At 38.0% G+C, this 23,123-nt stretch carries 23 protein-coding genes and 1 other RNA gene; 8 read left to right on the forward strand and 16 right to left on the reverse strand.

The annotated features are described in order from the left end of the window. Positions 1-5 precede the first annotated feature (5 nt). Genes ptsN through yjgA form a run of 5 tightly spaced genes read right to left on the reverse strand, consistent with a single transcriptional unit; the run spans position 6 to position 2,932 of the window. Entirely contained in the window at positions 6-500 is a 495-nt protein-coding gene (ptsN, locus tag DV356_RS02240; protein WP_005651843.1) for a PTS IIA-like nitrogen regulatory protein PtsN, read from the reverse strand. Positions 501-502: 2 nt separating this feature from the next. Further along, positions 503-1,228, reverse strand: a complete 726-nt coding sequence (gene lptB, locus DV356_RS02245) for an LPS export ABC transporter ATP-binding protein (protein WP_005647567.1) — start codon at positions 1,226-1,228, stop codon at positions 503-505. A 3-nt stretch (positions 1,229-1,231) separates the two neighbouring features. Then, a complete protein-coding gene (gene lptA / locus DV356_RS02250) occupies positions 1,232-1,750 on the reverse strand; it encodes a lipopolysaccharide transport periplasmic protein LptA (RefSeq protein ID WP_005693464.1) in 519 nt (172 codons plus the stop codon). Then, positions 1,731-2,345 carry an LPS export ABC transporter periplasmic protein LptC gene (gene lptC / locus DV356_RS02255; RefSeq protein WP_118806458.1) on the reverse strand — a complete coding sequence of 205 codons (615 nt, stop codon included), beginning with the start codon at positions 2,343-2,345 and terminating at the stop codon, positions 1,731-1,733. Before lptC ends, lptA begins: the two co-directional genes overlap by 20 nt. 50 nt (positions 2,346-2,395) lie before the next feature. Further along, on the reverse strand, positions 2,396-2,932 hold the full coding sequence (yjgA, locus tag DV356_RS02260) for a ribosome biogenesis factor YjgA (protein ID WP_005661324.1): 537 nt from the start codon (positions 2,930-2,932) through the stop codon (positions 2,396-2,398). Between the two features lie 88 nt (positions 2,933-3,020). Here yjgA and pmbA point away from each other — a divergent pair, with 88 nt between their 5' ends. From pmbA to DV356_RS02280, 4 genes are all read left to right on the forward strand, one after another. Continuing rightward, on the forward strand, positions 3,021-4,376 hold the full coding sequence (gene pmbA, locus DV356_RS02265; protein WP_005661326.1) for a metalloprotease PmbA: 1,356 nt from the start codon (positions 3,021-3,023) through the stop codon (positions 4,374-4,376). A 210-nt stretch (positions 4,377-4,586) separates the two neighbouring features. Continuing rightward, positions 4,587-5,126, forward strand: a complete 540-nt coding sequence (gene hpt, locus DV356_RS02270; protein ID WP_118806459.1) for a hypoxanthine phosphoribosyltransferase — start codon at positions 4,587-4,589, stop codon at positions 5,124-5,126. A gap of 1 nt (position 5,127) precedes the next feature. Further along, positions 5,128-5,337, forward strand: coding sequence for a LysE family translocator (locus tag DV356_RS02275; protein WP_005661330.1), 210 nt, complete (start codon positions 5,128-5,130; stop codon positions 5,335-5,337). Positions 5,338-5,431: 94 nt separating this feature from the next. After that, a complete protein-coding gene (locus DV356_RS02280; protein WP_105899368.1) occupies positions 5,432-6,754 on the forward strand; it encodes an L-cystine transporter in 1,323 nt (440 codons plus the stop codon). Between the two features lie 99 nt (positions 6,755-6,853). On the opposite strand, the gene nrdG is transcribed toward DV356_RS02280, so the two are convergent. Further along, positions 6,854-7,321, reverse strand: coding sequence for an anaerobic ribonucleoside-triphosphate reductase-activating protein (nrdG, locus tag DV356_RS02285; RefSeq protein ID WP_118806460.1), 468 nt, complete (start codon positions 7,319-7,321; stop codon positions 6,854-6,856). A 128-nt stretch (positions 7,322-7,449) separates the two neighbouring features. Between nrdG and ffs the strand changes: the two genes are divergently transcribed. Beyond that, positions 7,450-7,548, forward strand: an RNA gene (ffs, locus tag DV356_RS02290) — signal recognition particle sRNA small type. 20 nt (positions 7,549-7,568) lie between these two features. Here ffs and cydC read toward each other — a convergent pair. From cydC to ydiJ, 8 genes are all read right to left on the reverse strand, one after another. After that, positions 7,569-9,299, reverse strand: a complete 1,731-nt coding sequence (gene cydC, locus DV356_RS02295; RefSeq protein WP_118806461.1) for a heme ABC transporter ATP-binding protein/permease CydC — start codon at positions 9,297-9,299, stop codon at positions 7,569-7,571. Continuing rightward, positions 9,299-11,059: a heme ABC transporter permease/ATP-binding protein CydD gene (gene cydD, locus DV356_RS02300; protein WP_118806462.1), complete on the reverse strand. Its 1,761-nt coding sequence runs from the start codon at positions 11,057-11,059 to the stop codon at positions 9,299-9,301. The genes cydC and cydD overlap by 1 nt, the downstream gene beginning before the upstream one ends. Positions 11,060-11,121: 62 nt before the next feature. Further along, a complete protein-coding gene (gene trxB / locus DV356_RS02305; RefSeq protein WP_118806463.1) occupies positions 11,122-12,078 on the reverse strand; it encodes a thioredoxin-disulfide reductase in 957 nt (318 codons plus the stop codon). A gap of 73 nt (positions 12,079-12,151) precedes the next feature. Next, positions 12,152-13,009 (reverse strand): co-chaperone YbbN, encoded by an 858-nt coding sequence (locus tag DV356_RS02310; protein ID WP_012054468.1) that lies wholly within the window; start codon positions 13,007-13,009, stop codon positions 12,152-12,154. A 78-nt stretch (positions 13,010-13,087) separates the two neighbouring features. After that, positions 13,088-14,059, reverse strand: coding sequence for a ferrochelatase (hemH, locus tag DV356_RS02315; RefSeq protein ID WP_118806464.1), 972 nt, complete (start codon positions 14,057-14,059; stop codon positions 13,088-13,090). Beyond that, positions 14,056-14,472 (reverse strand): hotdog fold thioesterase, encoded by a 417-nt coding sequence (locus tag DV356_RS02320; protein WP_118806465.1) that lies wholly within the window; start codon positions 14,470-14,472, stop codon positions 14,056-14,058. Before DV356_RS02320 ends, hemH begins: the two co-directional genes overlap by 4 nt. Positions 14,473-14,765: 293 nt before the next feature. After that, a complete protein-coding gene (locus DV356_RS02325; protein ID WP_192882147.1) occupies positions 14,766-15,146 on the reverse strand; it encodes an endonuclease domain-containing protein in 381 nt (126 codons plus the stop codon). Positions 15,147-15,231: 85 nt separating this feature from the next. Continuing rightward, positions 15,232-18,315 carry a D-2-hydroxyglutarate dehydrogenase YdiJ gene (gene ydiJ, locus DV356_RS02330; RefSeq protein WP_118806466.1) on the reverse strand — a complete coding sequence of 1,028 codons (3,084 nt, stop codon included), beginning with the start codon at positions 18,313-18,315 and terminating at the stop codon, positions 15,232-15,234. A gap of 369 nt (positions 18,316-18,684) precedes the next feature. On the opposite strand from ydiJ, the gene ompA reads away from it, so the two are divergent. Together ompA and grxD are read left to right on the forward strand one after the other, a co-directional pair. Then, on the forward strand, positions 18,685-19,728 hold the full coding sequence (ompA, locus tag DV356_RS02335) for a porin OmpA (protein ID WP_118806467.1): 1,044 nt from the start codon (positions 18,685-18,687) through the stop codon (positions 19,726-19,728). 150 nt (positions 19,729-19,878) lie between these two features. Next, a complete protein-coding gene (gene grxD, locus DV356_RS02340) occupies positions 19,879-20,202 on the forward strand; it encodes a Grx4 family monothiol glutaredoxin (RefSeq protein ID WP_005653629.1) in 324 nt (107 codons plus the stop codon). Between the two features lie 76 nt (positions 20,203-20,278). Here grxD and hisC read toward each other — a convergent pair whose 3' ends face one another. Next, the gene (hisC, locus tag DV356_RS02345; protein ID WP_112070850.1) at positions 20,279-21,379 is read right to left on the reverse strand and encodes a histidinol-phosphate transaminase; all 1,101 of its coding nucleotides are present in this window, start codon (positions 21,377-21,379) and stop codon (positions 20,279-20,281) included. Positions 21,380-21,463: 84 nt separating this feature from the next. Further along, a complete protein-coding gene (serC, locus tag DV356_RS02350; protein WP_105873224.1) occupies positions 21,464-22,552 on the reverse strand; it encodes a 3-phosphoserine/phosphohydroxythreonine transaminase in 1,089 nt (362 codons plus the stop codon). Positions 22,553-22,742: 190 nt separating this feature from the next. Here serC and DV356_RS02355 point away from each other — a divergent pair, with 190 nt between their 5' ends. Continuing rightward, positions 22,743-23,087 (forward strand): DUF496 family protein, encoded by a 345-nt coding sequence (locus DV356_RS02355; RefSeq protein WP_005653635.1) that lies wholly within the window; start codon positions 22,743-22,745, stop codon positions 23,085-23,087. Positions 23,088-23,123: the final 36 nt, after the last annotated feature.

Consider the following 23,123-nt stretch of genomic DNA (forward strand, 5'->3'; position numbering starts at 1 on the left):
TGTAATTATTCTTTCACTTCTTCAAATGTCGTTTCTGATTGATCGGTAATTTCAAAAACTTGCCAAATTTCATCCGCACTTTTGGCTGATCGTAATTGTTTCAACACATTTTTATCAGTCAGTTTTTCTATTAATGATGCTAAAACTGGAATGTAGGTTTCACATTGATTTTCTGGAATCAGCAAGGCAAAGATTAAATCCACTGGTTTACCATCAAAAGCATCGTAATCAATCGGATTATCGAGTTGCATAAACACTGCGATTGCTTTATCTGATACTGTTACGGGGATTTTCGCTTTTGGCATTGCAATCCCATTTCCTAAACCAGAATTCCCCAGTTTTTCACGTTCAAAAAGGCATTCAAAACAGGCTTGTTCGCCTTGTTCTGCAAGGATTTGTTCTTCTACAAAATGCGCAATAGACTCAAATAATCGTTTTTTGCTAGAAAAACTAACGCCCTGACGAATATTCTCAGGGCTTAATAGTTCAGTTATTTTCATTTTTATAATTTGAATTGTTCGCCAAGATAAACGCGTTTAACCTGTTCATCGTTCATCACTTGTTCTGGTGTGCCTGTTGCGATAATTTTACCTGCGCCAACAATATAAGCGCGTTCGCAAACATCAAGGGTTTCACGAACATTATGGTCAGTAATTAATACACCTAATCCACGATTGCGTAAATCAGTAATAATTTTCTTAATATCGCTCACAGAAATAGGATCTACACCAGCAAAAGGTTCGTCTAATAGAATAAATTTTGGATTTGCTGCTAAGGCACGTGCGATTTCTACACGGCGACGTTCTCCGCCTGATAAGGCTTGCCCTAAATTATCTCGAATATGACTAATGTTAAATTCTTCAATTAATTCATCTGCTTTTTCGCGACGTTGTTGTGGGGTTAAATCTTTACGAATTTCCAATACCGCCATCAAATTTTCATAGACAGTCAAACGGCGAAAAATCGAGGCTTCTTGCGGTAAATAACCAATGCCACGTTGCGCACGATTATGCATTGGGAGCAAACTAATATCTTCGCCATCAATAACAATTTTACCTTGATCTTGGCGAACAAGCCCAACGACCATATAGAAAGTTGTTGTTTTACCTGCACCGTTTGGCCCGAGTAAACCAACAATTTCATTAGAATTTACGGTTAAACTAACATCCGAAACAACTTTACGACTTTTGTAGCTTTTAGCTAAATTCTCTGCAGTCAAAATTGACATAGATTACTTCCCTTTAGCTTGTTGTAATTGAGATGGAATAAGAACTGTTGTTACTCGTGATTTTCCATTACCATTAGCTTTAAGTTGTTGTTTTTTCACATCATAGGTAATAACACTGCCATTAATTTTACTATCAAGCTGCTTTAATTCGGCATTGTTAGTTAATGTTAAAAATTCGTTACCAAGATCATAATGAACTTTATTTGCTTTTCCATCCACTGGCTTACCATTATCTAACTGTTGATGGAATGTGACTGGCGTGCCGAATGCTTCTACGGTTTCTTTTTTCCCTGATTTTTCAGCAGGACGAGTGATGACAACTTTATTTGCTTTGATAACAATAGACCCCTGTGTAATTACCACATTATCTGTGAATGTCACTACACTTTTTTCCATATCTAAGGATTGATTATCCGAAACAATATTTATCGGCTGATTAACATCATCTTTCAATGCAAAAGCTGAACTTGATGCTAATACCATCGTTGCAAGAAAAAGAATTTTATTGCTTACTAACTTCATAATATGTTTTTACCTGTTCCTTTAATGTCGCCACTTGTTGGCGTAAATTTCCGACTAATTTTAATCCTGTAGAACTAAAATTTTTACCCTTAATTTTAACCTGTGTTTCGGAAGTTATATCCTGTGTTTTCAAATTGACGACCGCTGATTCTGTTTCAATGCGTTGCAAACGTGAATCTGATGTTAAATTTTGCGCGACGACATTACCCTCTAAATACAATATTTGATCTTTTGTCAATCTTGCTTGATTTGCGCTTAATTTCCAGCTTTGTGTGCTAAAAAAATCTACATTTTGATTGGCATTTTTTTCCTTTTCCTTTTCATTTGATGTTGTGGGATATAAATAAACTAAAGGCGCGGTAAAAAGGGTTTGTTCATTGACTGTATAATGCTCAATTTTATCGGATAAAGCCAAATATTGTTTTTTACCCTCAGGGGAAAAAACCGTAGTTTCCATTTTATAACCCACATAATCAGGACTATCTGGCTTTTTCACAAGTTTAGATAAATCTGCGGTTTCCTGATTTAAGGAATAAAACCACGCCAAAGCACAAAGTGCGATAACGCCCAAAATTACATTCCAACGAATATTCATTTTTATTTCAATCACTTATCCACAAAGTGCGGATGAAAATTTCAGTGTTTTTAATCTTCCAACATTAATACCTTGAGCATTTGATAAATTTCTCGATAGGCTTTCGATGGTTTATTTTGCTCCAGTTCTTTTTGTGCAGAACGAATCAGATTGCGTAGTTGCTGACGATCGCCATTAGGATAATCATTTAATAAATCTGTTAAAGCCACATCGCCTTTTTCCACCAATTCATCGCGCACTTTTTCGATTTTATGCAGCATAGCTTGTTGTTGGTTATGCTTATTTTCAATTTTATCTAAGGCTTCACGAATGGGTTCAACATCAATTCCACGCAACAATTTACCGATATATTGTAATTGACGGCGGCGAGCTTCTTTTTGTAAACGCAGTGCAAGTTCAATGGCATCAAGTAAGGATTCATCAAGTGGGATTTTGGCAAGATTAGCTTTGGTTAAATTGACAATCTTTTCGCCAAGTTGTTTTAAATCTTCCGCATCGCGTTTGATTTCGCTTTTACTCACCCAAATAATTTCTTCTTGATCTTCATCTTCCCAATCGAAAACTTCTTTTTTCTTACGTTTTGCCATTTTTTATCCTTTATAAAAATTGGCGTGCATTTTACCATAAACTTTGAAAATAAGATAAAATGTTGAAAATTTTTAATAGGAAAAAATAATGAAAACAGCTGAAAATTCAACCGCACTTTTAAAAGCACAAGAACAAGAATTACGTCAAGCCGTCAGTTTTGCAGTGGAGTTAGCAACGAAAGCTGGCGCAAGTGCAGAAGTCGCGGTCACAAAAGTGAGCGGTTTATCCGTATCTGCTCGTTTGCAAGAAATTGAAAACGTAGAATTTACTAATGATGGCGCATTGGGGATCTCCGTTTATATGAGGCAACAAAAAGGCAATGCTTCTACTTCCGATCTAAGCGAAAGCGCAATTAAAAATGCGGTAGAAGCCGCACTTGCAATTGCAAAATACACTTCACCCGATGATTGCACAGGCCTTGCGGATAAGGATTTAATGGCTTTTAATGTGCCTGATTTAGAACTTTATCATGCTGCTGATGTGGATGTCGATAAAGCAACAGAACTTGCACTTCAGGCTGAAAAGGCGGCTTTAGAGGCGGATGAACGCATTATAAATAGTAATGGTGCAAGTTTTACTTCACATACAGGCGTGAAAGTTTATGGAAATAGCCATGGCATGTTGCAAAGTTATTTATCAAGCCGTTATTCCTTATCTTGTTCGGTTATTGGTGGCGTAGAAGATGCCTTAGAAAATGATTATGAATACACGATCTCTCGTGAATTCGATAAACTCCAATCGCCAATTTGGGTTGGCGAAAATTGTGCAAAGAAAGTCGTTTCTCGTTTAAATCCTCAAAAATTGAGTACACGAGAAGTGCCAGTTATTTTCTTAAATGATGTTGCAACCGGTCTTATTTCTCATTTTGCCGCTGCAATAAGTGGTGGCAGTTTATATAGAAAATCGAGTTTCTTACTCGATTATTTAGGTAAACAGGTCTTACCAGATTGGTTTAATATCAGCGAACGACCACATTTATTACGCCGTTTAGCTTCCACGCCTTTTGATAGTGAAGGTGTCCGTACGCAAGATCGTGAAATTGTCGAAAACGGCATATTACAAACTTATTTAGTGACAAGTTACAGCGGTAAAAAACTTGGTATGCCAAGTACAGGGCACGCTGGAGGTATTCACAACTGGCTTGTTAAGCCAAATTTAACGGGTGGATTGACCGCACTTTTACGTGAAATGGGAACAGGCTTACTCGTAACAGATGTTATGGGGCAAGGTGTCAATATCGTTACTGGCGATTATTCCCGTGGCGCATCAGGTTTTTGGGTGGAAAATGGAGAAATTCAATATCCAGTCGCCGAAATTACCATTGCGGGACAATTGCAAGATATGTTGAAGAATATGGTTGCTGTAGCGGATGATATAGAGCATCGTTCTAACATCCAAACGGGTTCTATTTTGTTAGATAAAATGAAAATTTCAGGAAATTAAGAATATTTTTGAAATTGAGAATAATTCTTATTGACAATGGATAAATATCTGCTACTATACGCACATCTGTTAAGCGATTGCAGGTTGCTCCAACAGGTAGAGTAGAAAGTAAATTCGTTAGGGTTCAAAAAGGCTGAAGGTTTAAACTTCAGCCTTTTTTTTGTAAAATAGCAAACTATTTTATCCCCTGTCATTTCATAAGGAAACACAATGAAAAAACACCACGTAGATGTTTTAATTTCAGAGAACGATGTTCATGCTCGTATTGCTGAATTAGGTACTCAAATTACAAAATTTTATCAAGAAAAACAGATCGATAGCCTTGTTGTAGTGGGGCTTTTACGTGGTTCCTTTATGTTTATGGCGGATATTGTTCGTCAGATAAATTTACCTGTGGAAATTGAATTTATGACTACTTCAAGTTATGGCACTGGTATGACCGCGAATCACGACGTTCGTATTACCAAAGATTTGGACGGCGATATAAAAGGTAAACACGTTTTAATTGTGGAAGATATTATTGATACGGGCTATACCTTGGAAAAAGTGCGTGATATTTTGAATTTGCGTGATCCTGCGAGCCTTGCAATTTGTACGTTACTTGATAAACCTTCTCGTCGGGAAGTGGAAGTGCCTGTTGAATGGATTGGTTTTGAAATTCCTGATGAATTTGTGGTGGGGTATGGTATCGATTACGCGCAACGCCATCGTAATTTAGGCTATATCGGTAAAGTTGTTTTAGAAGAATAATTTGATTTTATTGAAAAGTGCGGTTGAAATTTTAAATGAATTTTTAGCCGCACTTTTTTGTATTATTTCATTGCTATTTTCTCGATCACTTGCTAAATCTTTTTACAGCAAATACAGCCGTTATATTGATAATCTTGCTGGGGCAATTTTCTTATTTTTCGGCGACTATTTAGTTTATTCAGGCGTGCTAGCCACTGCAGCCGCATTTTAATTACCAAAAAGTATAAAATATAACGAAAGAAAACTTGTTATTTTTACTGAAGTTGATAGTCTCCAAACACTTTAATCAGTTTTGGAGATTTTTTATGTTATTAGTCAATTTGGCGATATTTATTGCTTTTTTATTGCTGTTAGCACAGCTATATCGCAAAACCGAAAAATTAGGGCAAACGGTATTTATCGGTTTATTGCTCGGTTTGCTTTTTGGTGCGGTATTGCAATCCGCTTTTGAAAAACCTTTGTTAGACAAAACTTTAGATTGGATCAACGTGGTCAGTAACGGTTATGTTCGTTTATTGCAGATGATCGTGATGCCGTTGGTGTTCGTGTCGATTTTATCTGCTATCGCTCGTATCAATCAAACCAGATCATTGGGCAAAGTCAGCGTTGGCGTGTTATCCACCTTGCTGATTACCACCGCCGTTTCCGCTGCAATTGGGATTGCGATGGTGCATTTATTTGATGTGTCGGCGGCAGGATTAATCGTGGGCGATCGTGAATTAGCGGCTCAAGGCAAAGTGTTAGATAAAGCAGGGCAAGTGTCCAATTTAACTGTGCCTGCGATGTTGGTGTCCTTTATTCCGAAAAATCCTTTTGCTGATCTCACGGGTGCCAACCCAACGTCCATTATTAGTGTCGTAATTTTCTCAGCATTACTTGGCGTGGCGGCTTTGAGTTTAGGCAAAGAAGATCAAGCACTTGGCGAACGAATTGCACAAGGTGTAGAAACTTTAAACAAATTAGTGATGCGTTTGGTGCGTTTTGTGATTCGCTTAACCCCTTACGGCGTGTTTGCGTTGATGATTAAAATGGCTGCCACCTCAAAATGGGCGGATATTGTCAATTTGGGCAATTTTATTGTGGCTTCTTACGCTGCTATTGCCTTAATGTTTGTGGTTCACGGCATTTTATTGTTCTTCGTCAAAGTCAATCCCGTGGATTACTACAAAAAAGTGTTGCCAACCTTAAGTTTTGCGTTTACATCTCGCTCAAGTGCGGCGACAATTCCGTTAAATATTGAAACGCAAACCGCAAAATTAGGTAACAGCAATGTCATCGCCAACTTTGCTGCCACATTCGGTGCCACTATCGGACAAAACGGCTGTGGCGGCATTTATCCAGCGATGCTTGCTGTAATGGTCGCCCCAATGGTCGGCATTGACCCTTTTAGTTTCAGCTACATTCTAACCTTAATTTTCGTGGTCGCCATTTCTTCATTCGGCATCGCAGGCGTAGGTGGCGGAGCCACATTCGCCGCTATCGTCGTGCTATCTACATTAGGTTTACCACTGGAATTAATCGGTTTACTCATTTCCATCGAACCGCTCATCGATATGGGACGTACCGCACTTAACGTAAACGGTGCCATGGTGGCAGGCACGATTACGGATCGCTTGCTAAATAAGTAACTGGAAATCAATAAAAAAATCTGCAATTGAGAATTCAGTTGCAGATTTTTTATCGCTCAATACTTTTGACTAAAAAGTGCGGTGGTTTTTTTCAGTGTTTTATAACTTAAATCGATGAATAATTTGGTTTGCGGAACCTCGCCAAACTAAACTTGGGTCTGCCTGTTCTTGAATAAATTTCCCATCAATTAACACATCAATATAAGGCAACATTGCACGTTGTTGTTTGTCTAATTCATCCAGCTTATAACCTGTCCAAACCCAGATGTCTTTATCGGGGCATTCTCGTTTTACGCGTTGCACAAAGGGCAATAATGTTTCTATGTTACGGGGATGAAGTGGATCGCCACCTGAAAGTGTCAGCCCTTGGCGTTTAATGCGTGTGTCTTTTAAATCATTGATGATTTGTTGTTCCATTGCGTCATCAAATAATACCCCTGCTGAAAATGACCAACTTTTTTGGTTATAGCAACCTTTGCAAGCATGCGTGCAGCCACTGACGAAAAGTGTGCATCTTGTACCTTCGCCATTAATCACATCGGTCGGGTAGTATTGGAGGTAGTTCATTTCATAAAAATCCTAAAAAGGTGGCTTAAATTCTCGCCAAATTCACCGCACTTTTGAATTAGTCTTTGCAATACGGCGGTAATTTTTGCATAATAGCACGCAATCGCATTGCGATATCAATGGAAACCTTCTCGGTCTCTCGCAACGGTGTCTGGTTTACTCGGTCAGGTCTGGAAGGAAGCAGCCAAAGTCGGAATTACTGTGTGCCGAGAAGAAGCTGGTAAGGTTTCCGCCCAACTTCCTTTTCTTATACCCGCTCAATCAATCTTTTAAAGAACCCATTTTCTTTTGTGATTAAACTATTGTAATCGCCTTCTTCGATTAATCTTCCGTTATCAATTACACAAATTTTATCGAATTGTTCAATTGAACTGAGACGGTGAGTGACTATAATTAGGGTTTTATTTTCGGCATGTTGCAGAATTAAACGTAAAATTTGACGTTCAGTTTCGCGATCTAAGCCTTCTGTCGGTTCATCCAATAATAAAATTGACGCATTATTGAGTAAAATACGCGCTAAACCTAAACGGCGTTGTTCCCCACCAGAAAGTGGACGACCGCCATCCCCAAGCCAAAGATTTAAACCTTTTCCTTCTTGCTCAAGTAATTTGCTTAAGCCAACTTGATGTAGTACTTCAATCATTTTTTCATCAGAAATTTTATCCGCACTTGCAAATTGTAAATTTTGACGAAGTGTATCGCTGAATACGTGAACACGTTGAGTTAAAAAACAAATTTGGCGGCGTAATGTTTCTTCTGAATAGGCGGAAATGGGTTTTTCTGCCAATAAAAGCTCACCTTGATTCGCATCATAATTGCGTACTAAAAGTTGAAGAAGTGAAGATTTTCCACTTCCAGTTTTGCCTAAAATAGCAATTTTTTTGCCCTGTTCTAAATCTAATGTAAGATTTTTTAATACGAGTGTTTCTTGTTCGGGATAGGAAAAATTTAAATTCTTCGCAGAAATTAACCGCACTTTTGTTTCAAATTCCTCGTTACCATTAAACTCAACAAGCGGTTTTTGCTCAATGATTTCGGTCACACGTTCTGCTGCCGCAATAACTTGACCTATATGTAAAAATGCTGCACCCAGTGGCATGATGATCTCAAAGGCTGCAAGTGCAGCAAAAGTGAAAAGTGCAATATAAGCCGTGCGGTATTCATCTGTGCCAAAATTGGCGTTACTTGCAAACCATAGCATTCCAGAAATCAACAAACCATTAAGAAAGAGAACAAGTGCGGTAGAAAATCCGCTTAATTTTGCTTCTTTGGCTTGATCTTCCTGCCATGTTTTTTCTGTGACTGACATTTTTTCTTTTAATCTATCTTCCGCATTAAATAATAAAAGCTCGGCTTGTGCTTGGATAAATTCTAAAAACTGGGTTCGATAGGTCGCACGTGCTTGGATTAAGCGTTCGCCAAATTGCTGTCCTAGTCGATAGAAAACAGTAGGGATAATTATTAATAAAATTAACAAAAATAAGCCTAAACCAAGTGCGAGTGGAATATTGATAAAGCTAAGTCCAATCGTTATGGCAATGATTACAAATACAGCAGTGAAAAATGGCGCAAGTAAACGTAAATAGAGGCTATCAAGGGTATCCACATCGGAAACTAAACGATTTAATAAATCGCTGTTGCGATAACGATTTAATACCGCTGGGCTTAAAGGAATGATTTTTTCAAATACTTGTACGCGTAATTTCGACAAAATGCGGAATGTTGCATCATGCGTCACTATTTTTTCAAAATAGCGCATGACGGTTCGTCCGATAGCTAAACCTCGCACACTGGCTGAAGGGTAGAAAAAGTTAAATAGCGTGCCTAGTCCTGCAATGGCTGTAGCGGCTAAAAACCAGCCTGAAACGGTAAGCAAGCTCATGCTGGATCCCAAGCCTAAAATCATCAGCACCAAGCCTAAAATAAGAGGAAATTTGGCGAATTTAAATAAACGTATAAACGGAAGTAATGTGTGCATTATTGGATATCCTGTTGTCGTTGAGCGAGTAGTTCAGCAAAGAAACCTTCATGTTGTAATTCGGTAAATTTACCTTGCTGTACTATTTCTCCTCGTTGCATCACAAAAATTTGATCACATTGTTTCAAATCTTCAATTCGGTGTGTAATCATCAGTGTAGTTTGATGCTGACTTGCTTCATTCAATGCTTGTAAAACAAGATTTTCTGATTGCGCATCTAGGCTTGCGGTTGGCTCATCGAGCAGAAGTAAATCGCCTTTGCGTAACAATGCCCGAGCAATAGCAAGGCGTTGTGCTTGACCCACAGAAATGCCTAATCCACCATCTTTTATTTCGTGATGAAGTCCAAGTTTATCGGTAAATTCTTTCGCTTGAGAGCGTATTAACGCTTGATTAATTTCTTCATCGTTGGCTTGAATATTGCCAAGTAGTAAGTTTTCTTTAATTGTGCCTTGTAATAACAATGGATTTTGTCCTACCCACGCAATATGTTTGCGCCAGTCAGCTAGATTACTTTCGCGAAGTTCTTGCCCATTAATTTTAAGAGAGCCCTCATAAGGTAAAAAGCCCAAAATTACATTCATTAATGAGGTTTTCCCTGCGCCACTTTGTCCTACAAGCGCAACATTGTGATTTGCTGGAATTTGGAAGTTTAACGGCTTGGTTAATGCTGAACCCTGTGTCGAAAGCACCACTAAATTTTCGGCAGAAATTTCAACCGCACTTTCTAAAGAAATTGTTTTTTCATTTTGATGAACGGTTAAATAATCGGATTCTAAGAAATCAACAATGGCATCTGCGGCACCAATACCTGCTGCGCGGTCGTGGTAATAAGTGCCCAGATCGCGTAAGGGTTGATAAAATTCAGGTGCAAGAATTAAACAAAAGAAACCTGTGAAAAGTGTAAGCGGTGTATTATAGGTACCAAATTCAATTTGACCTAAGTAGCTAAAACCAAAATAGACCGCCATCAGTGCAATGGAAATAGAGGTAAAAAATTCCAATACTGCAGAAGAGAGAAAAGCGAGTTTTAGCACATCCATTGTGGTTTCACGGAAATCTTCAGTGGCATTTTCAATATGCTCCGTTTGTTCAGAAGTGCGGTTAAAAAGACGCAAGGTTTCCAAACCGCGTAAGCGATCTAAAAATTGGGCACTGAGGCGAGAAAGGGTATCCATATTTTTTTGGCTGTTGTCAGCCGCAGCAATACCGACAATGATCATAAACAGAGGAACAAGCGGTGCGGTAATCATTAAGATTAAGCCTGCCGCCCAGTTCAAGGGAAATACAGCAATGAAAATAACCACTGGAACAATGGCTGAAAGACTTTGTTGAGGCAGAAAACGGGCATAGAAATTATGTAAGTTTTCAACTTGTTCCAACATAATGCTTGCCCAACTTCCAGCTGGTTTTTGATTGATTGTCGCAGGGCCGACAAGATGAATTTTATCCAGAATTTTTTGACGAATATGGTTGCGTAATAATTGTCCGCTTTGGAAACCTATTTTTTCGCGTGCCCATAAAATAATAGCACGCATCCCGAAGCCGATAATTAGCCCGAGAAAATAAGGAATAAGTTCATCACGAGGCACATTTTGTATAATCAATTTATCGAGCAACGTCGCAAGAAAATAAGTTTGTGCGACTAAAATGAATGAAGAAAGCGTAGCTAAGACAATGTTCACACGCATTAATTTTTTGATAGGTTCTTGTTGTGCGCGAAGCCATTTTTGTAAATATTTTTGGCGAAGTTTGTTCATAGTTTTATCGTGATATAGAGAAAGTTCCCCTCTTTTTAAAAGAGGGGAATTAGTTAGAGAATTTATGCTTCTTGAGAGTCTAAATAGCGTTCTGCATCCAATGCTGACATACAACCAGTTCCCGCGGAGGTAATGGCTTGGCGATAATTGTGATCCATGACATCGCCAGCTGCGAACACGCCTTCCACAGAAGTGGCAGTTGCATTTCCTTCAAGACCAGATTTTACAACGATATAGCCATTATTCAATTCTAGTTGCCCTTGGAAAATTTCCGTATTTGGCGAATGACCAATCGCCACGAATAAGCCATCTAATTTGAGTTCTTCTTTCTCTCCAGTTTTTGTGTTGGCTAAACGTAATCCAGTTACGCCCATGTTGTCACCCAACACTTCATCTAAAGTGCGGTCAGTATGAAGAACGATTTTCCCTTCTTCTACTTTTTTGTATAAACGATCGATAAGGATTTTTTCCGCACGGAAGCTATCGCGACGGTGGATTAAATGCACTGTACTTGCAATATTGGCTAAGTAAAGCGCTTCTTCCACCGCTGTATTTCCACCACCAATTACACCGACTGGTTTATTGCGATAAAAGAAACCATCACAGGTTGCACAAGCAGAAACGCCACGGCCTTTGTAGTTTTCTTCTGAAGGTAAGCCAATATAGCGTGCAGAGGCACCCGTTGCGATAATTAACGCATCACAAGTGAAATTTTGCACATCGCCAAAAAGTTTGAATGGGCGAGAAGATAAATCGACGCGATTGATATGATCGAAAACGATTTCTGTTTCAAATTTTTCTGCATGTTGCAACATACGTTGCATTAAACCTGAACCAGTAGTCATCTCAAAATCACCCGGCCAGTTCTCAATTTCATCTGTAGTGGTCAGCTGCCCACCTTGTTGTAAACCAGTCACCAATACAGGTTTTAAGTTTGCACGTGCTGCATAAATGGCTGCTGTATAACCAGCAGGGCCTGAGCCTAAAATTAAAAGTTTTGCGTGTTTGATATCTGACATAAAGAATCCTTGTTTGTAGTTAAGTAATAATATAATGCAATAAGTTGCATTTTACTGATTATAAACTTTTTGCTTAATAAAGCAGCGAATAAAGTAATCGACGAAATTTATTTGTCAGCGGATCAGCATTGCCCATTGCGCTTAAAATAGATAAAAATTGTTGTTTAACTTCGCCATTCTGCACGCTTAAATCTGTTTTTAAAATGCCGAAAAGTAGTGTTAATGCTTCTTCATTTCGTCCAGCTTGATGAAGTTGTACGGCAAGTTTTATTGCAATTTCAGCTGTTGGGTTTTTAGCATAATCAGCTTGTAATTGTTGGATTTCAGGTGTATCGGCTGCTTGAATTTGTAGCTCAATTTGTGCTTGTAATCCGTGCCAACGGCTATCTCGATCTTGCAATGGAATTTGATTTAAAATTTCTTGTGCTGGCTCCGTTTTCTTCATTGCAATATAGGTTTCCGCATAGAGCAGGGCAACATCACTGTTTTTCTTATCGGAAAGTTCCCATGCGTCTTTCAACAATGGCAATGCAGCTTCGTAATTTTCTACTTGCAAGAAATCTAATGCTTGTTGGAATTTTAAATCTTCCTCTTTAGGTAAAATAATGCTTAATCGTTGGATTAATGATGCTTTATCAAGCATGCCTGGAAATGCATCTAATGCCTGTGCTTCTTTAAACAAATAGGTGGTTGGCAATGCTTGGATGCGGAATTGTGCGGCAATCATTTGCTCTTTTTCACAATCTACTTTTCCAAGAATAAATTGTCCTTGATATTGTTCTGCAACTTGCTCAAGTAGCACCAAAAAATCCGCCGATTCTTTATGTGTTGGTGCGTAAAAATTGATGACAAGTGGTTTTTCTAAGGATTGTTGCAGTATTTCAGTAAGATTTTGTTCGTTGATCTCAACGATAAAAGGAAAATCAGCCATGTTTTATCCTTGTGAAAAAATAATGGCTGATTTTAGCAAAGTGCGGAAGATTTTAGAAACGTTTTACCATTTCTATTATTAATCAAGTTTCTTTAAGATCAATTTTCCCATCATTTCAATATGTGCATGCTCTACATTAAGTGCAGGAATATATTGATAAGATTGCCCGCCATTGTTTAGGAAATTTTCTCGATTTTCTTTGTCAATTTCTTCAATGGTTTCTAAACAATCTACGGAGAAACCCGGGCAAACAACAGCAATTTTTTGAATGTTCTGTGTTGCAGCAGATTCTAAAAATTTATCGGTATAAGGTTGCAGCCATTCTTCACGGCCAAAGCGAGATTGAAACGTCATTCCCCATTGGTTTTCTGTTAAGCCCAGCTTATTAACAACTGCAATAGTCGTTTGTTTACAATGTTCACGATAATAATCGCCCATTTTTTCATAACGCAGAGGAATACCGTGATAAGAAAATAACAAAAACTCATCAGGTTTTAACCGCACTTTTATGGAATTTGCTAAGGCATTAATGTAATTTTCATCGACGTGATAAGAATGGATGAAATCAAAAGGCACTAATCCTCGTTCTTCTTTAAGGGCATTAGCGAAAGCATCAAATACTGCACCCGTGGTTGAGCTAGAGTATTGCGGATAAAGAGGCAAGACAATAATTCGCTCAACTTGATTTTTAAGCAAGTTTTTCACCGCACTTTGCATTGATGGATTGCCGTACGTCATGGCAATTTCTACTTGTGTATCGATATTTTGCTTATCTAAATAGGCTTGTAATGCGTCTTTTTGTTGTCGTGAAATGGCAAGTAAAGGCGAACCTTGTGCTGTCCAAATGGCTTGATAATTTTTGGCGATACGTTTTGAACGCAATGGCAAAATAATGGCTTTAAGCAGTGGATACCATTTGCAACGGGGTAAATCTACCACGCGAGGATCCGTTAAAAATTGCCATAAATAGCGGCTAATTGACTTCGGTGTTGGGCTATCTGGCGTGCCTAGATTGGCAAGTAACACGCCGATTTTTGCGGATTTTGTCATAAATTGATTACGGAAAGGGTTAATCGAGAAACACAACAAAGTTTATTCTCTTCTGTGCGGATGTCAATTTGCCAAACTTGGATATTTTTGCCTAAATTAATTGGCGTGGCTCTCGCAGTCACTTTACCTGAACGCACAGGGCGAAGATGATTGGCGTTAATATCCAATCCCACCGCAGCTTTGCCTTCTTCTAAACAAAGCGAACCCGCAAGAGAACCAATTGTTTCAGCTAAAGCAACCGAAACCCCGCCATGCAATACACCAAACGGCTGCATAGTACGATGATCCACTGGCATTGTCGCTTCAATCCAATCCTCGCCAAAAGCAGAAATTTCAATGCCAAGATGGCTAACTGCACTGTTGGAGCAAAGTTGATTTAAGTTTTTGAGGGTAAAAGTTTTTTTCCAGAGCATTTAATCTATTCCATATTATCAATTATCTTGGCTCCACCCATTTATGGGGGCTGCCGAAGGCTGAGGGGGGATAAATGTTCAATTTCAACATAAATTGTTTTAGGTACATTATCTATATTTTTTAATATTTCATCATTTCAAAATTTTATTTCGCATATCCCTATATCCCCCTTCCGCCCTTCGGGCACCTTCCCCCGCAAGCAGGGGAAGGCAAGTTTTTAAAACCTCTAATAAGCAGGGAAAGGTAAGTTATCATTATTTATTTTATAACTTCTAATCTTGGCTCCATCCATTTATGGGGGGAGCTGCCGAAGGCTGAGGGGGGATAAATGTTCAATTTCAACATAAATTGCCTCAAGTACATTATCTATGTTTTTTAGTACTTCATCATTCCAAAACCGAATAACTTTATAGCCTTGTGCTGTTAAGAATTTTGTTCTTTCTAAATCATATTGTTCTTGTTCTACGTGCTGAATACCATCTAATTCAATAACAAGTTTTAATTTTCTACTGCAAAAATCCACAATGTAATGACCAATAATAACCTGTCTATTAAAACGGATACCATAAAAGAGTTTATTTCTCAAATGGTACCATAGTGCATACTCTGCATCTGTCATATTATGTCTTAATTCTGTAGCATATTGGGCTAATCTTTTATTTTTATTTCGCATATCCCTATATCCCTATATCCCTATATCCCTCTTCCGCCCTTCGGGCACCTTCCCCCGCAAGCAGGGGAAGGCAAGTTATCATTCTTTATTTAAATATCTCAAGTAAGGCTTGAACAGGGTGTTTTAACACCACATGTTCATAACGTTTTACCTGACTGCGGCAAGAATAACCAGTTGCTAAACAAAAGTGCGGATCTTTTTCATGCAGTTTTTTATGCCAGGATACATCGTAGATTTCTCGGCTCATTTTTTGATTTTGCACTTCATGTCCAAATACACCAGCCATACCGCAACATCCTACTTTTTCTACATTCAGTTGTTGTCCAAATCTTCCAAAAATTTCTTGCCATTCTTTTGGACTGTTCGGCATAAAGGTAGATTCCGTACAATGCGGGAATAAATACCAATCGGAAGTGCGGTCAGTTTTGGCAATGTTTTTCAGTTTATCTTTTAATGACGCATTTTGTAATCTTTGTTTTAACCATTCGTGTGCGGTGAGAACGTGAAAATTGCCCCGTTTTTCTTGTAGTACTTCTTTGTATTCATCTCGATAAGACAGCACGATGGCTGGATCAACGCCTACAAGTGGAATGCCTAATTTTGCCATTCGATTTAAAAACTCGGCTTGGTTTTGTGCTGTTTTGCTAAAGCGTTTTAAGAGACCTTTAATGTGCATTGCTTTGCCGTTTGGTTTAAATGGCAACAGAATTGGTGTGAAGCCTAATTTCTGCGTAAGCATAACAAAATCGCGAATCACTTTCGCATCATAGTAAGATGTGTAAGGATCTTGCACAATAAATAAAATATCGTTTTTTTCTACCGCACTTAGGTCTTCCAATTCTTCCAAGGATTTGCCTTGATAATGAATTTCCACCAGTTGTTGTTGCAAATTGGGTTCTGAAAGTAACGGTAAATCAGTCATTCCTAATGTTTTTTTCACTAATGTTTGCGTGACTTTTAGCTTGGTAAAATAATTAAAGAATTTTGCCTGTTTTGCCATATAAGGCGCTGCGATTTCTAAATTTGCCACAATGTGATCTTTTGCCGGTCGTAAGTAGCGGCTATGATAAAAATGAAAGAATTTTGCGCGGAAACTTGGTACATCGATTTTAATCGGGCATTGACTCGCACAGGCTTTACAAGCAAGGCAAGTATCCATTGCAGATTTCACTTCGTGAGAAAAATCATAGTCGCCTCGCCATTTTTGAACTGTATTGCTTAGTCTTTTTACAAGTGCGGTTAGTTTTATTTCTGTTTTACGGAAGTCTAATTGTGCGGGCGAAACATTTTCATTCGCCATCAATCGAAGCCATTCTCGAACCATGGCTGCGCGACCTTTCGGCGAAAATACACGGTTTTTACTGACTTTCATCGACGGGCACATAATGCTGTGTTCATCAAAATTGAAACATAAGCCGTTTCCATTGCAGTTCATCGCACCCTTAAATTCATCACGCACTTGGATAGGAATTTGGCGATCCTTATCAGCTCGCATCGGCGAAAGAATAGAATAAAGTTCCTCTTTGGAATCCAAAGGCGTACAGATTTTGCCGGGATTTAAGCGATTGTTCGGATCGAATAAGGTTTTGATATAACGAAGTTCGTGCCAGAGTTCTGGGGTAAAGAATTTTTCGCCGTAATGGGAACGCACGCCTTTTCCATGCTCTCCCCAAAGTAATCCACCATATTTAATCGTAAGTTCTGCCACTTCATCTGAAATTTGTTTAAATAATTTCACTTGTTCTTTATCGCATAAATCAAGCGCAGGGCGAACGTGTAACACACCAGCATCCACGTGCCCAAACATGCCGTATTGTAAATTGTGCTGGTCTAATAAAGCGCGAAATTCACTGATGTAATCCGCAAGATTTTCTGGGGGGACACAAGTATCTTCCACGAAAGGAATCGGTTTAGCTACACCTTTTGCATTACCAAGTAAGCCCACTGCTTTTTTTCGCATTGCATAAATACGCTCGATAGAAGGTAAATCAGAACAAATTTGATAGCCAATAATGTGATCTTGGTTATGTTCGATTTTTTCATCAAGTGAGCGACAAAGTGCGGTGACTTGACGGTCTATTTTTTCTTTATTATTACCAGCAAATTCCACAATATTTAAACCAAGAATTGGATCTTTTTCATCTTCTGTAAGAAGTTCATTCACAGAGTGCCAAATAATATCTTGTTTAGCGAGGTTTAAGACTTTGGAATCAACGGTTTCCACAGAAAGCGCATTGGCTTTCACCATAAAGGGTGCATTGCGTAATGCCGCATCAAAAGAACGATATTTAATATTGATGAGCGTGCGATACTGCGGAATTGGCAGAAGATTGAGTTTGGCTTCGCAAATAAATGCGAGAGAACCTTCAGAACCAGTGAGAATTCTCGTGAGATTAAATTCACTTTCATCTTCATTGAATACATTTTTCAGATCGTAACCTGTTAGAAAACGGTTAAGTTGTGGCAGATCTTTAATGATAGCCGCTTTTTTTTCTTTACAGTGTTGTGCGATTGTTTGATGGAGTCTTTTGCTACTCTCACTTAATTCAAGTGCATCAATGTTTTCTAAAACATCAACAGAATTGACCGCACTTGTATCTAAAATTTCGCCATTTATTAAGACTGCGCGTAATGCCAAAACATGATTAGAGGTTTTACCGTATTGCAATGAACCTTGCCCCGAGGCATCTGTGTTAATCATTCCGCCTAAAGTCGCTCGATTGCTGGTGGATAACTCTGGAGCAAAGAATAAACCATGTGGTTTTAAAAATTGATTAAGTTGATCTTTTACAACGCCTGCTTGTACTTTAACCCAACGTTCTTTTACATTGAGTTCTAAAATGGCAGTCATATGACGAGAAAGATCCACTATTATATTGTTATTGATGGATTGTCCATTTGTGCCAGTGCCTCCACCGCGAGGCGTAAAGCTGATTGATTGATATTTTGGTAAATTTGCCAATTTGGTTATACGCACTATATCAGCAACATTTTTCGGAAAAAGAATCGCTTGTGGAAGTTGTTGGTAAACGCTGTTATCCGTAGCCAGACTTAATCTATCCGAATAATTTGTTGCAATATCCCCCTCAAAATGTTGGCGTTGAAGATCACTAAGATAATCAAGTACATATTGTTCAACTTGAGGAATGCGATTTAGATTTGGCAACATAGTATTTGACCCATTTAAACATATCAGATGGAGACTTTGATAATATCCTAAGGCTAGAATAATGTCGATTAGGAAAGAGAGAGGAGAAGGTAAAAAGTTTGTTTAAGAAAGTGTTATTTTGGATAAAAACTAAACAAATAATTCAAAATAATTTGATCTTTTTAAAATTCATAGGATAATGATCACACTTTTGAACGTTCCTTTGGGGTAAACATAAGCAAAGGAATTGAATTTGTCAAAAGGTAATAAAGTAGGGCAAATTCAAAACCCTAGTTAAGTGACTGTTTAGAATGTAACTTTAATTAAAAGTTCAGTATAAACAAGGACACTTTTTTATTACTATTCGATCACTAAATAGAGGACATCAAAATGAAAAAAACTGCAATCGCATTAGTAGTTGCTGGTTTAGCAGCAGCTTCAGTAGCTCAAGCAGCTCCACAAGAAAACACTTTCTACGCTGGCGTTAAAGCTGGTCAAGCATCTTTTCACGATGGACTTCGTGCTCTAGCTCGTGAAAATAAAGTAGGTTATCACCGTAATTCTTTCACTTATGGTGTATTCGGTGGTTATCAAATTTTAAATCAAAATAACTTAGGTTTAGCGGTTGAATTAGGTTACGACGATTTCGGTCGTGCTAAAGGTCGCCAAGCAGGTAGAACTGTTGCTAAACACACTAACCACGGTACTCACTTAAGCTTAAAAGGTAGCTATGAAGTGTTAGAAGGTTTAGATGTTTATGGTAAAGCAGGTGTTGCTTTAGTTCGTTCTGACTATAAATTCTACGATAATAAACACATCGATAGTCACAGAGCACGTGCCTCTGGTTTATTTGCAGTAGGTGCAGAATACGCAGTATTACCAGAATTAGCAGTTCGTTTAGAATACCAATGGCTAACTCGCGTAGGTAAATACCGCCCTCAAGATAAGCCAAATACCGCACTTAACTACAACCCTTGGATTGGTTCTATCAATGCAGGTATTTCTTACCGTTTTGGTCAAGGCGCAGCGCCAGTTGTAGCAGCACCTGAAGTTGTAAGCAAAACTTTCAGCTTAAACTCTGATGTAACTTTCGCATTTGGTAAAGCAAACTTAAAACCTCAAGCACAAGCAACATTAGACAGCATCTATGGCGAAATGTCACAAGTTAAAAGTGCAAAAGTAGCTGTTGCTGGTTACACTGACCGTATTGGTTCTGATGCGTTCAACGTAAAACTTTCTCAAGAACGTGCAGATTCGGTAGCTAACTACTTTGTTGCTAAAGGTGTTGCAGCAGATGCAATCTCTGCAACTGGCTACGGTAAAGCAAACCCAGTAACTGGCGCAACTTGTGACCAAGTTAAAGGTCGTAAAGCGCTTATCGCTTGTCTTGCTCCAGACCGTCGTGTAGAAATCGCGGTAAACGGTACTAAATAATTTTAGTATTTGTTTAACGAAAGATTAAATACAGCAAAAGGCTTAAACTTCGGTTTAGGCCTTTTGTTTTAAATGAATATAAAACCAAGCATTTCAATCAAGTTTTAACTTGTGATAAAATGCTTACCTCGTTTATTTATAGGGAACATTATGGAAACCTTAGACAAAATCAAAAAGCAAATTAGTGAAAATCCCATTCTTATTTATATGAAAGGTTCGCCAAAATTACCATCTTGTGGTTTTTCTGCTCGTGCATCTGAGGCATTAATGCACTGCAAAGTGCCTTTTGGTTATGTGGATATTTTGCAACATCCAGATATTCGCGCTGAATTACCAACATATGCAAATTGGCCAACTTTTCCGCAATTATGGGTTGAGGGAGAATTAATTGGTGGTTGTGATATTATTTTAGAAATGTATCAAGCAGGCGAATTGCAAACTTTATTAGCTGAAGTGGCAGCAAAGCACGCTTAATCACAGTGGAAAAATAAAACCCGCAATAAGCGGGTTTTTTATATAATAAGTTTCCCTTTCATTATTAAATAATAGATTAAGCAAACTTTAATACCTTAGAAAGTGCGGTGAAAAATTTATCGTTTTCTTCAGGTAAACCAATACTTATACGTAAATGATTCGGCATGCCATAACCAGCAATTGGGCGAACGATTACGCCTTCTCGTAACAACGCATCATAAATTGGTGCGGCAGGTTGTTTGAAATCAATGGTTATAAAATTTCCTTTAGAGGGAATATAATCCAATTGATTTTTTTGACAAAAGTCTTCATAACGTCGCATTTCTATTCGATTATTTTCAGCGACTTTTTCAACAAATTTATCGTCATTCATTACGGCAACAGCAGCGGTTAATGCCAACGAATTACAGTTAAATGGTTGTCGAACTCGATTTAATAAATCTGCGATTTCCGGATTAGATACCGCATAACCAATGCGTAAGCCTGCCAAGCCATAGGCTTTAGAAAGAGTGCGTGAAATAATTAAATTTGAATATTTTTTTAATAAACTGAAAGAGTCCACTCGTTCTTCAGCTTTGGTAAATTCCGTGTAGGCTTCATCTAATACCACGATTACATTTTCGGGGACTTTTGCTAAAAAATCTTCAATTTCTTGCGATGTTAAAAAATTACCCGTTGGATTATTGGGATTAGCAATGTAAATGAGCTTTGTTTTATCAGAAAGTGCGGTTAAAAATCCTTGTAAATCGTGCCCCCAATTTTTAGCTGGAATTTCTTTTGCAATTGCATTAATCGCTTTAGTCACTAAAGGATAAACAATAAAGGCATATTGTGAATAAATGATTTCATCGCCTTCGCTTGCGAAAGTGTGAGCAAAAAGTTCTAATAAATCATTTGATCCATTTCCGAGCGTAATTTGATTTGGTTGAACACCAAATTTTTTTGCGATAGTTTGTTTTAGTTCAAAGCCATTCGCATCTGGATAACGAGTTAGTTTATCTAATTGTTCAAAAATTGCTTTTTTTGCACTTTCTGGAAAACCAAATGGGTTTTCGTTTGAGGCAAGTTTAACGATATTGGAAATACCAAGTTCTCGTTCTAATTCTTCAATAGGTTTGCCTGCTTGATAAGGGGATAAGGATTTTACGCCACGATTGGCAATGTTGATGTACTGCATAGTGTTATTTGTAAATATTGATATGAATTAGTATGAATTTTCTAGTAAATTTGGGCGTAAATACGCCCATTGGAAATGTTTTTCCTATTGAGGAAGATTTTCAGTTTCAAATTTTTTCATAAATGAAATGAGTGCCTCAACACCATTTTGCGACATTGCGTTATAAATAGATGCGCGCATTCCACCTAAAACCTTATGACCTTTCAAGGCTTGCAAGCCCGCAGAAGTAGATTCTGCGACAAATTTTGCATCTAATTCAGGATTACCTGTGATGAAAGTGACATTCATTGTTGAGCGGTTTTCTTTTGCTACTACATTGCGGTAAAGTTTGCTCGAATTAATATAATCATAAAGGGTTTGTGCTTTTAGTGCATTACGTTTTTCGATTATTTCTAAGCCGCCTATTTCTTTAAGATGTTTAAATACGAGGGAACATAAATACCACGCAAAAGTTGGAGGCGTGTTGATCATTGAATTTGCATCACGTTGAGTGGCATAATTCCAAATAGAGGGAGTTTCTTTACGTGCATTACCGATTAAATCATCACGAATAATGACTAATGTAATGCCCGCAGGGCCAAGATTTTTTTGCGCACCAGCATAAATTACACCAAATTTACTGATATCGATTTGACGTGAAAGAATATTTGAAGACATATCCGCGACCAATACGGCATTGCCTACATTTGGCACATCAAAAATCTCCACACCACTGATGGTTTCATTCGGGCAATAATGAACGTAGTCATATTGATCAGCGATATGGCTAAAATCAAGATCGGTAATTCGAGTCTGTTCGCCATTTTCTACAATAGTGATTTCATCAATTTCTGCAAAATTTCTTGCTTCTTTTGCCGCTGTAGCTGACCAATGCCCACTATTTAAATAAAGGGCTTTGCCTTTTTTACCGATTAAGTTCATCGGAATCGCGGCAAATTGACCGCGAGCACCACCTTGTAAGAAAAGTGCACGATAGTTATCAGGAATATTGTAAACCTCACGTAGATCTTTTTCCGCTTGGGTAACGAGTTCCATAAAATACTTTCCGCGATGGCTTACTTCCATTACAGAAACACCTTGATTGAGCCAGTTTATAAGTTCATTTTGTGCTTTTTGCAACACTTCTGGGAAAATCATCGCAGGGCCTGCGCTAAAATTAAAGACTTGTGACATTGTATTTCCTTGCTTTTTATGAAAATAATGATGTCTTTTTTATCACTACAAAAATCGATAATCAATGCTTTTTACTGAAATCAAAAAAATTCTTTCTATCATTCATAAAATAGAGGGTAAATTTTGACGATTGATTAAAAAAAAGCTAAATTACGGCACAGTCATTTTATTTATTTTAAAGGGAGTTGTTATGGAAATTGTGAATAAACAATCTTTTCAAGATGTGTTGGAATACGTGCGTATGTATCGTTTAAAAAATAGAATTAAACGAGATATGGAAGACAATAATCGTAAGATTCGCGATAACCAAAAACGCATATTGTTATTGGATAATTTAAATCAATATATTCGTGATGATATGACTATTGCAGAAGTACGCGGAATTATTGAAAGTATGCGTGATGATTATGAAAGCCGTGTGGATGATTATACAATTCGCAATGCTGAACTTTCTAAGCAACGCCGTGAAGCGAGTACGAAAATGAAAGAACAGAAAAAAGCACACGCAGAATTATTGAAAAATGCTGAAAAATAATAGGATAACTAGAGCCGACTGAATCAGTCGGCTTAT

The organism is Haemophilus influenzae (genome assembly GCF_003494325.1).
Taxonomy (GTDB): domain Bacteria; phylum Pseudomonadota; class Gammaproteobacteria; order Enterobacterales; family Pasteurellaceae; genus Haemophilus; species Haemophilus influenzae_I.

What these genes read in the sequence shown, in the direction of transcription:
- ptsN (WP_005651843.1), bottom strand. Translation starts at nt 500, where the DNA reads ATGAAAATAACTGAACTATTAAGCCCTGAGAATATTCGTCAGGGCGTT.
- lptB (WP_005647567.1), bottom strand. Translation starts at nt 1,228, where the DNA reads ATGTCAATTTTGACTGCAGAGAATTTAGCTAAAAGCTACAAAAGTCGT.
- lptA (WP_005693464.1), bottom strand. Translation starts at nt 1,750, where the DNA reads ATGAAGTTAGTAAGCAATAAAATTCTTTTTCTTGCAACGATGGTATTA.
- lptC (WP_118806458.1), bottom strand. Translation starts at nt 2,345, where the DNA reads ATGAATATTCGTTGGAATGTAATTTTGGGCGTTATCGCACTTTGTGCT.
- yjgA (WP_005661324.1), bottom strand. Translation starts at nt 2,932, where the DNA reads ATGGCAAAACGTAAGAAAAAAGAAGTTTTCGATTGGGAAGATGAAGAT.
- pmbA (WP_005661326.1), top strand. Translation starts at nt 3,021, where the DNA reads ATGAAAACAGCTGAAAATTCAACCGCACTTTTAAAAGCACAAGAACAA.
- hpt (WP_118806459.1), top strand. Translation starts at nt 4,587, where the DNA reads ATGAAAAAACACCACGTAGATGTTTTAATTTCAGAGAACGATGTTCAT.
- DV356_RS02280 (WP_105899368.1), top strand. Translation starts at nt 5,432, where the DNA reads ATGTTATTAGTCAATTTGGCGATATTTATTGCTTTTTTATTGCTGTTA.
- nrdG (WP_118806460.1), bottom strand. Translation starts at nt 7,321, where the DNA reads ATGAACTACCTCCAATACTACCCGACCGATGTGATTAATGGCGAAGGT.
- cydC (WP_118806461.1), bottom strand. Translation starts at nt 9,299, where the DNA reads ATGCACACATTACTTCCGTTTATACGTTTATTTAAATTCGCCAAATTT.
- cydD (WP_118806462.1), bottom strand. Translation starts at nt 11,059, where the DNA reads ATGAACAAACTTCGCCAAAAATATTTACAAAAATGGCTTCGCGCACAA.
- trxB (WP_118806463.1), bottom strand. Translation starts at nt 12,078, where the DNA reads ATGTCAGATATCAAACACGCAAAACTTTTAATTTTAGGCTCAGGCCCT.
- DV356_RS02310 (WP_012054468.1), bottom strand. Translation starts at nt 13,009, where the DNA reads ATGGCTGATTTTCCTTTTATCGTTGAGATCAACGAACAAAATCTTACT.
- hemH (WP_118806464.1), bottom strand. Translation starts at nt 14,059, where the DNA reads ATGACAAAATCCGCAAAAATCGGCGTGTTACTTGCCAATCTAGGCACG.
- DV356_RS02320 (WP_118806465.1), bottom strand. Translation starts at nt 14,472, where the DNA reads ATGCTCTGGAAAAAAACTTTTACCCTCAAAAACTTAAATCAACTTTGC.
- DV356_RS02325 (WP_192882147.1), bottom strand. Translation starts at nt 15,146, where the DNA reads ATGCGAAATAAAAATAAAAGATTAGCCCAATATGCTACAGAATTAAGA.
- ydiJ (WP_118806466.1), bottom strand. Translation starts at nt 18,315, where the DNA reads ATGTTGCCAAATCTAAATCGCATTCCTCAAGTTGAACAATATGTACTT.
- ompA (WP_118806467.1), top strand. Translation starts at nt 18,685, where the DNA reads ATGAAAAAAACTGCAATCGCATTAGTAGTTGCTGGTTTAGCAGCAGCT.
- grxD (WP_005653629.1), top strand. Translation starts at nt 19,879, where the DNA reads ATGGAAACCTTAGACAAAATCAAAAAGCAAATTAGTGAAAATCCCATT.
- hisC (WP_112070850.1), bottom strand. Translation starts at nt 21,379, where the DNA reads ATGCAGTACATCAACATTGCCAATCGTGGCGTAAAATCCTTATCCCCT.
- serC (WP_105873224.1), bottom strand. Translation starts at nt 22,552, where the DNA reads ATGTCACAAGTCTTTAATTTTAGCGCAGGCCCTGCGATGATTTTCCCA.
- DV356_RS02355 (WP_005653635.1), top strand. Translation starts at nt 22,743, where the DNA reads ATGGAAATTGTGAATAAACAATCTTTTCAAGATGTGTTGGAATACGTG.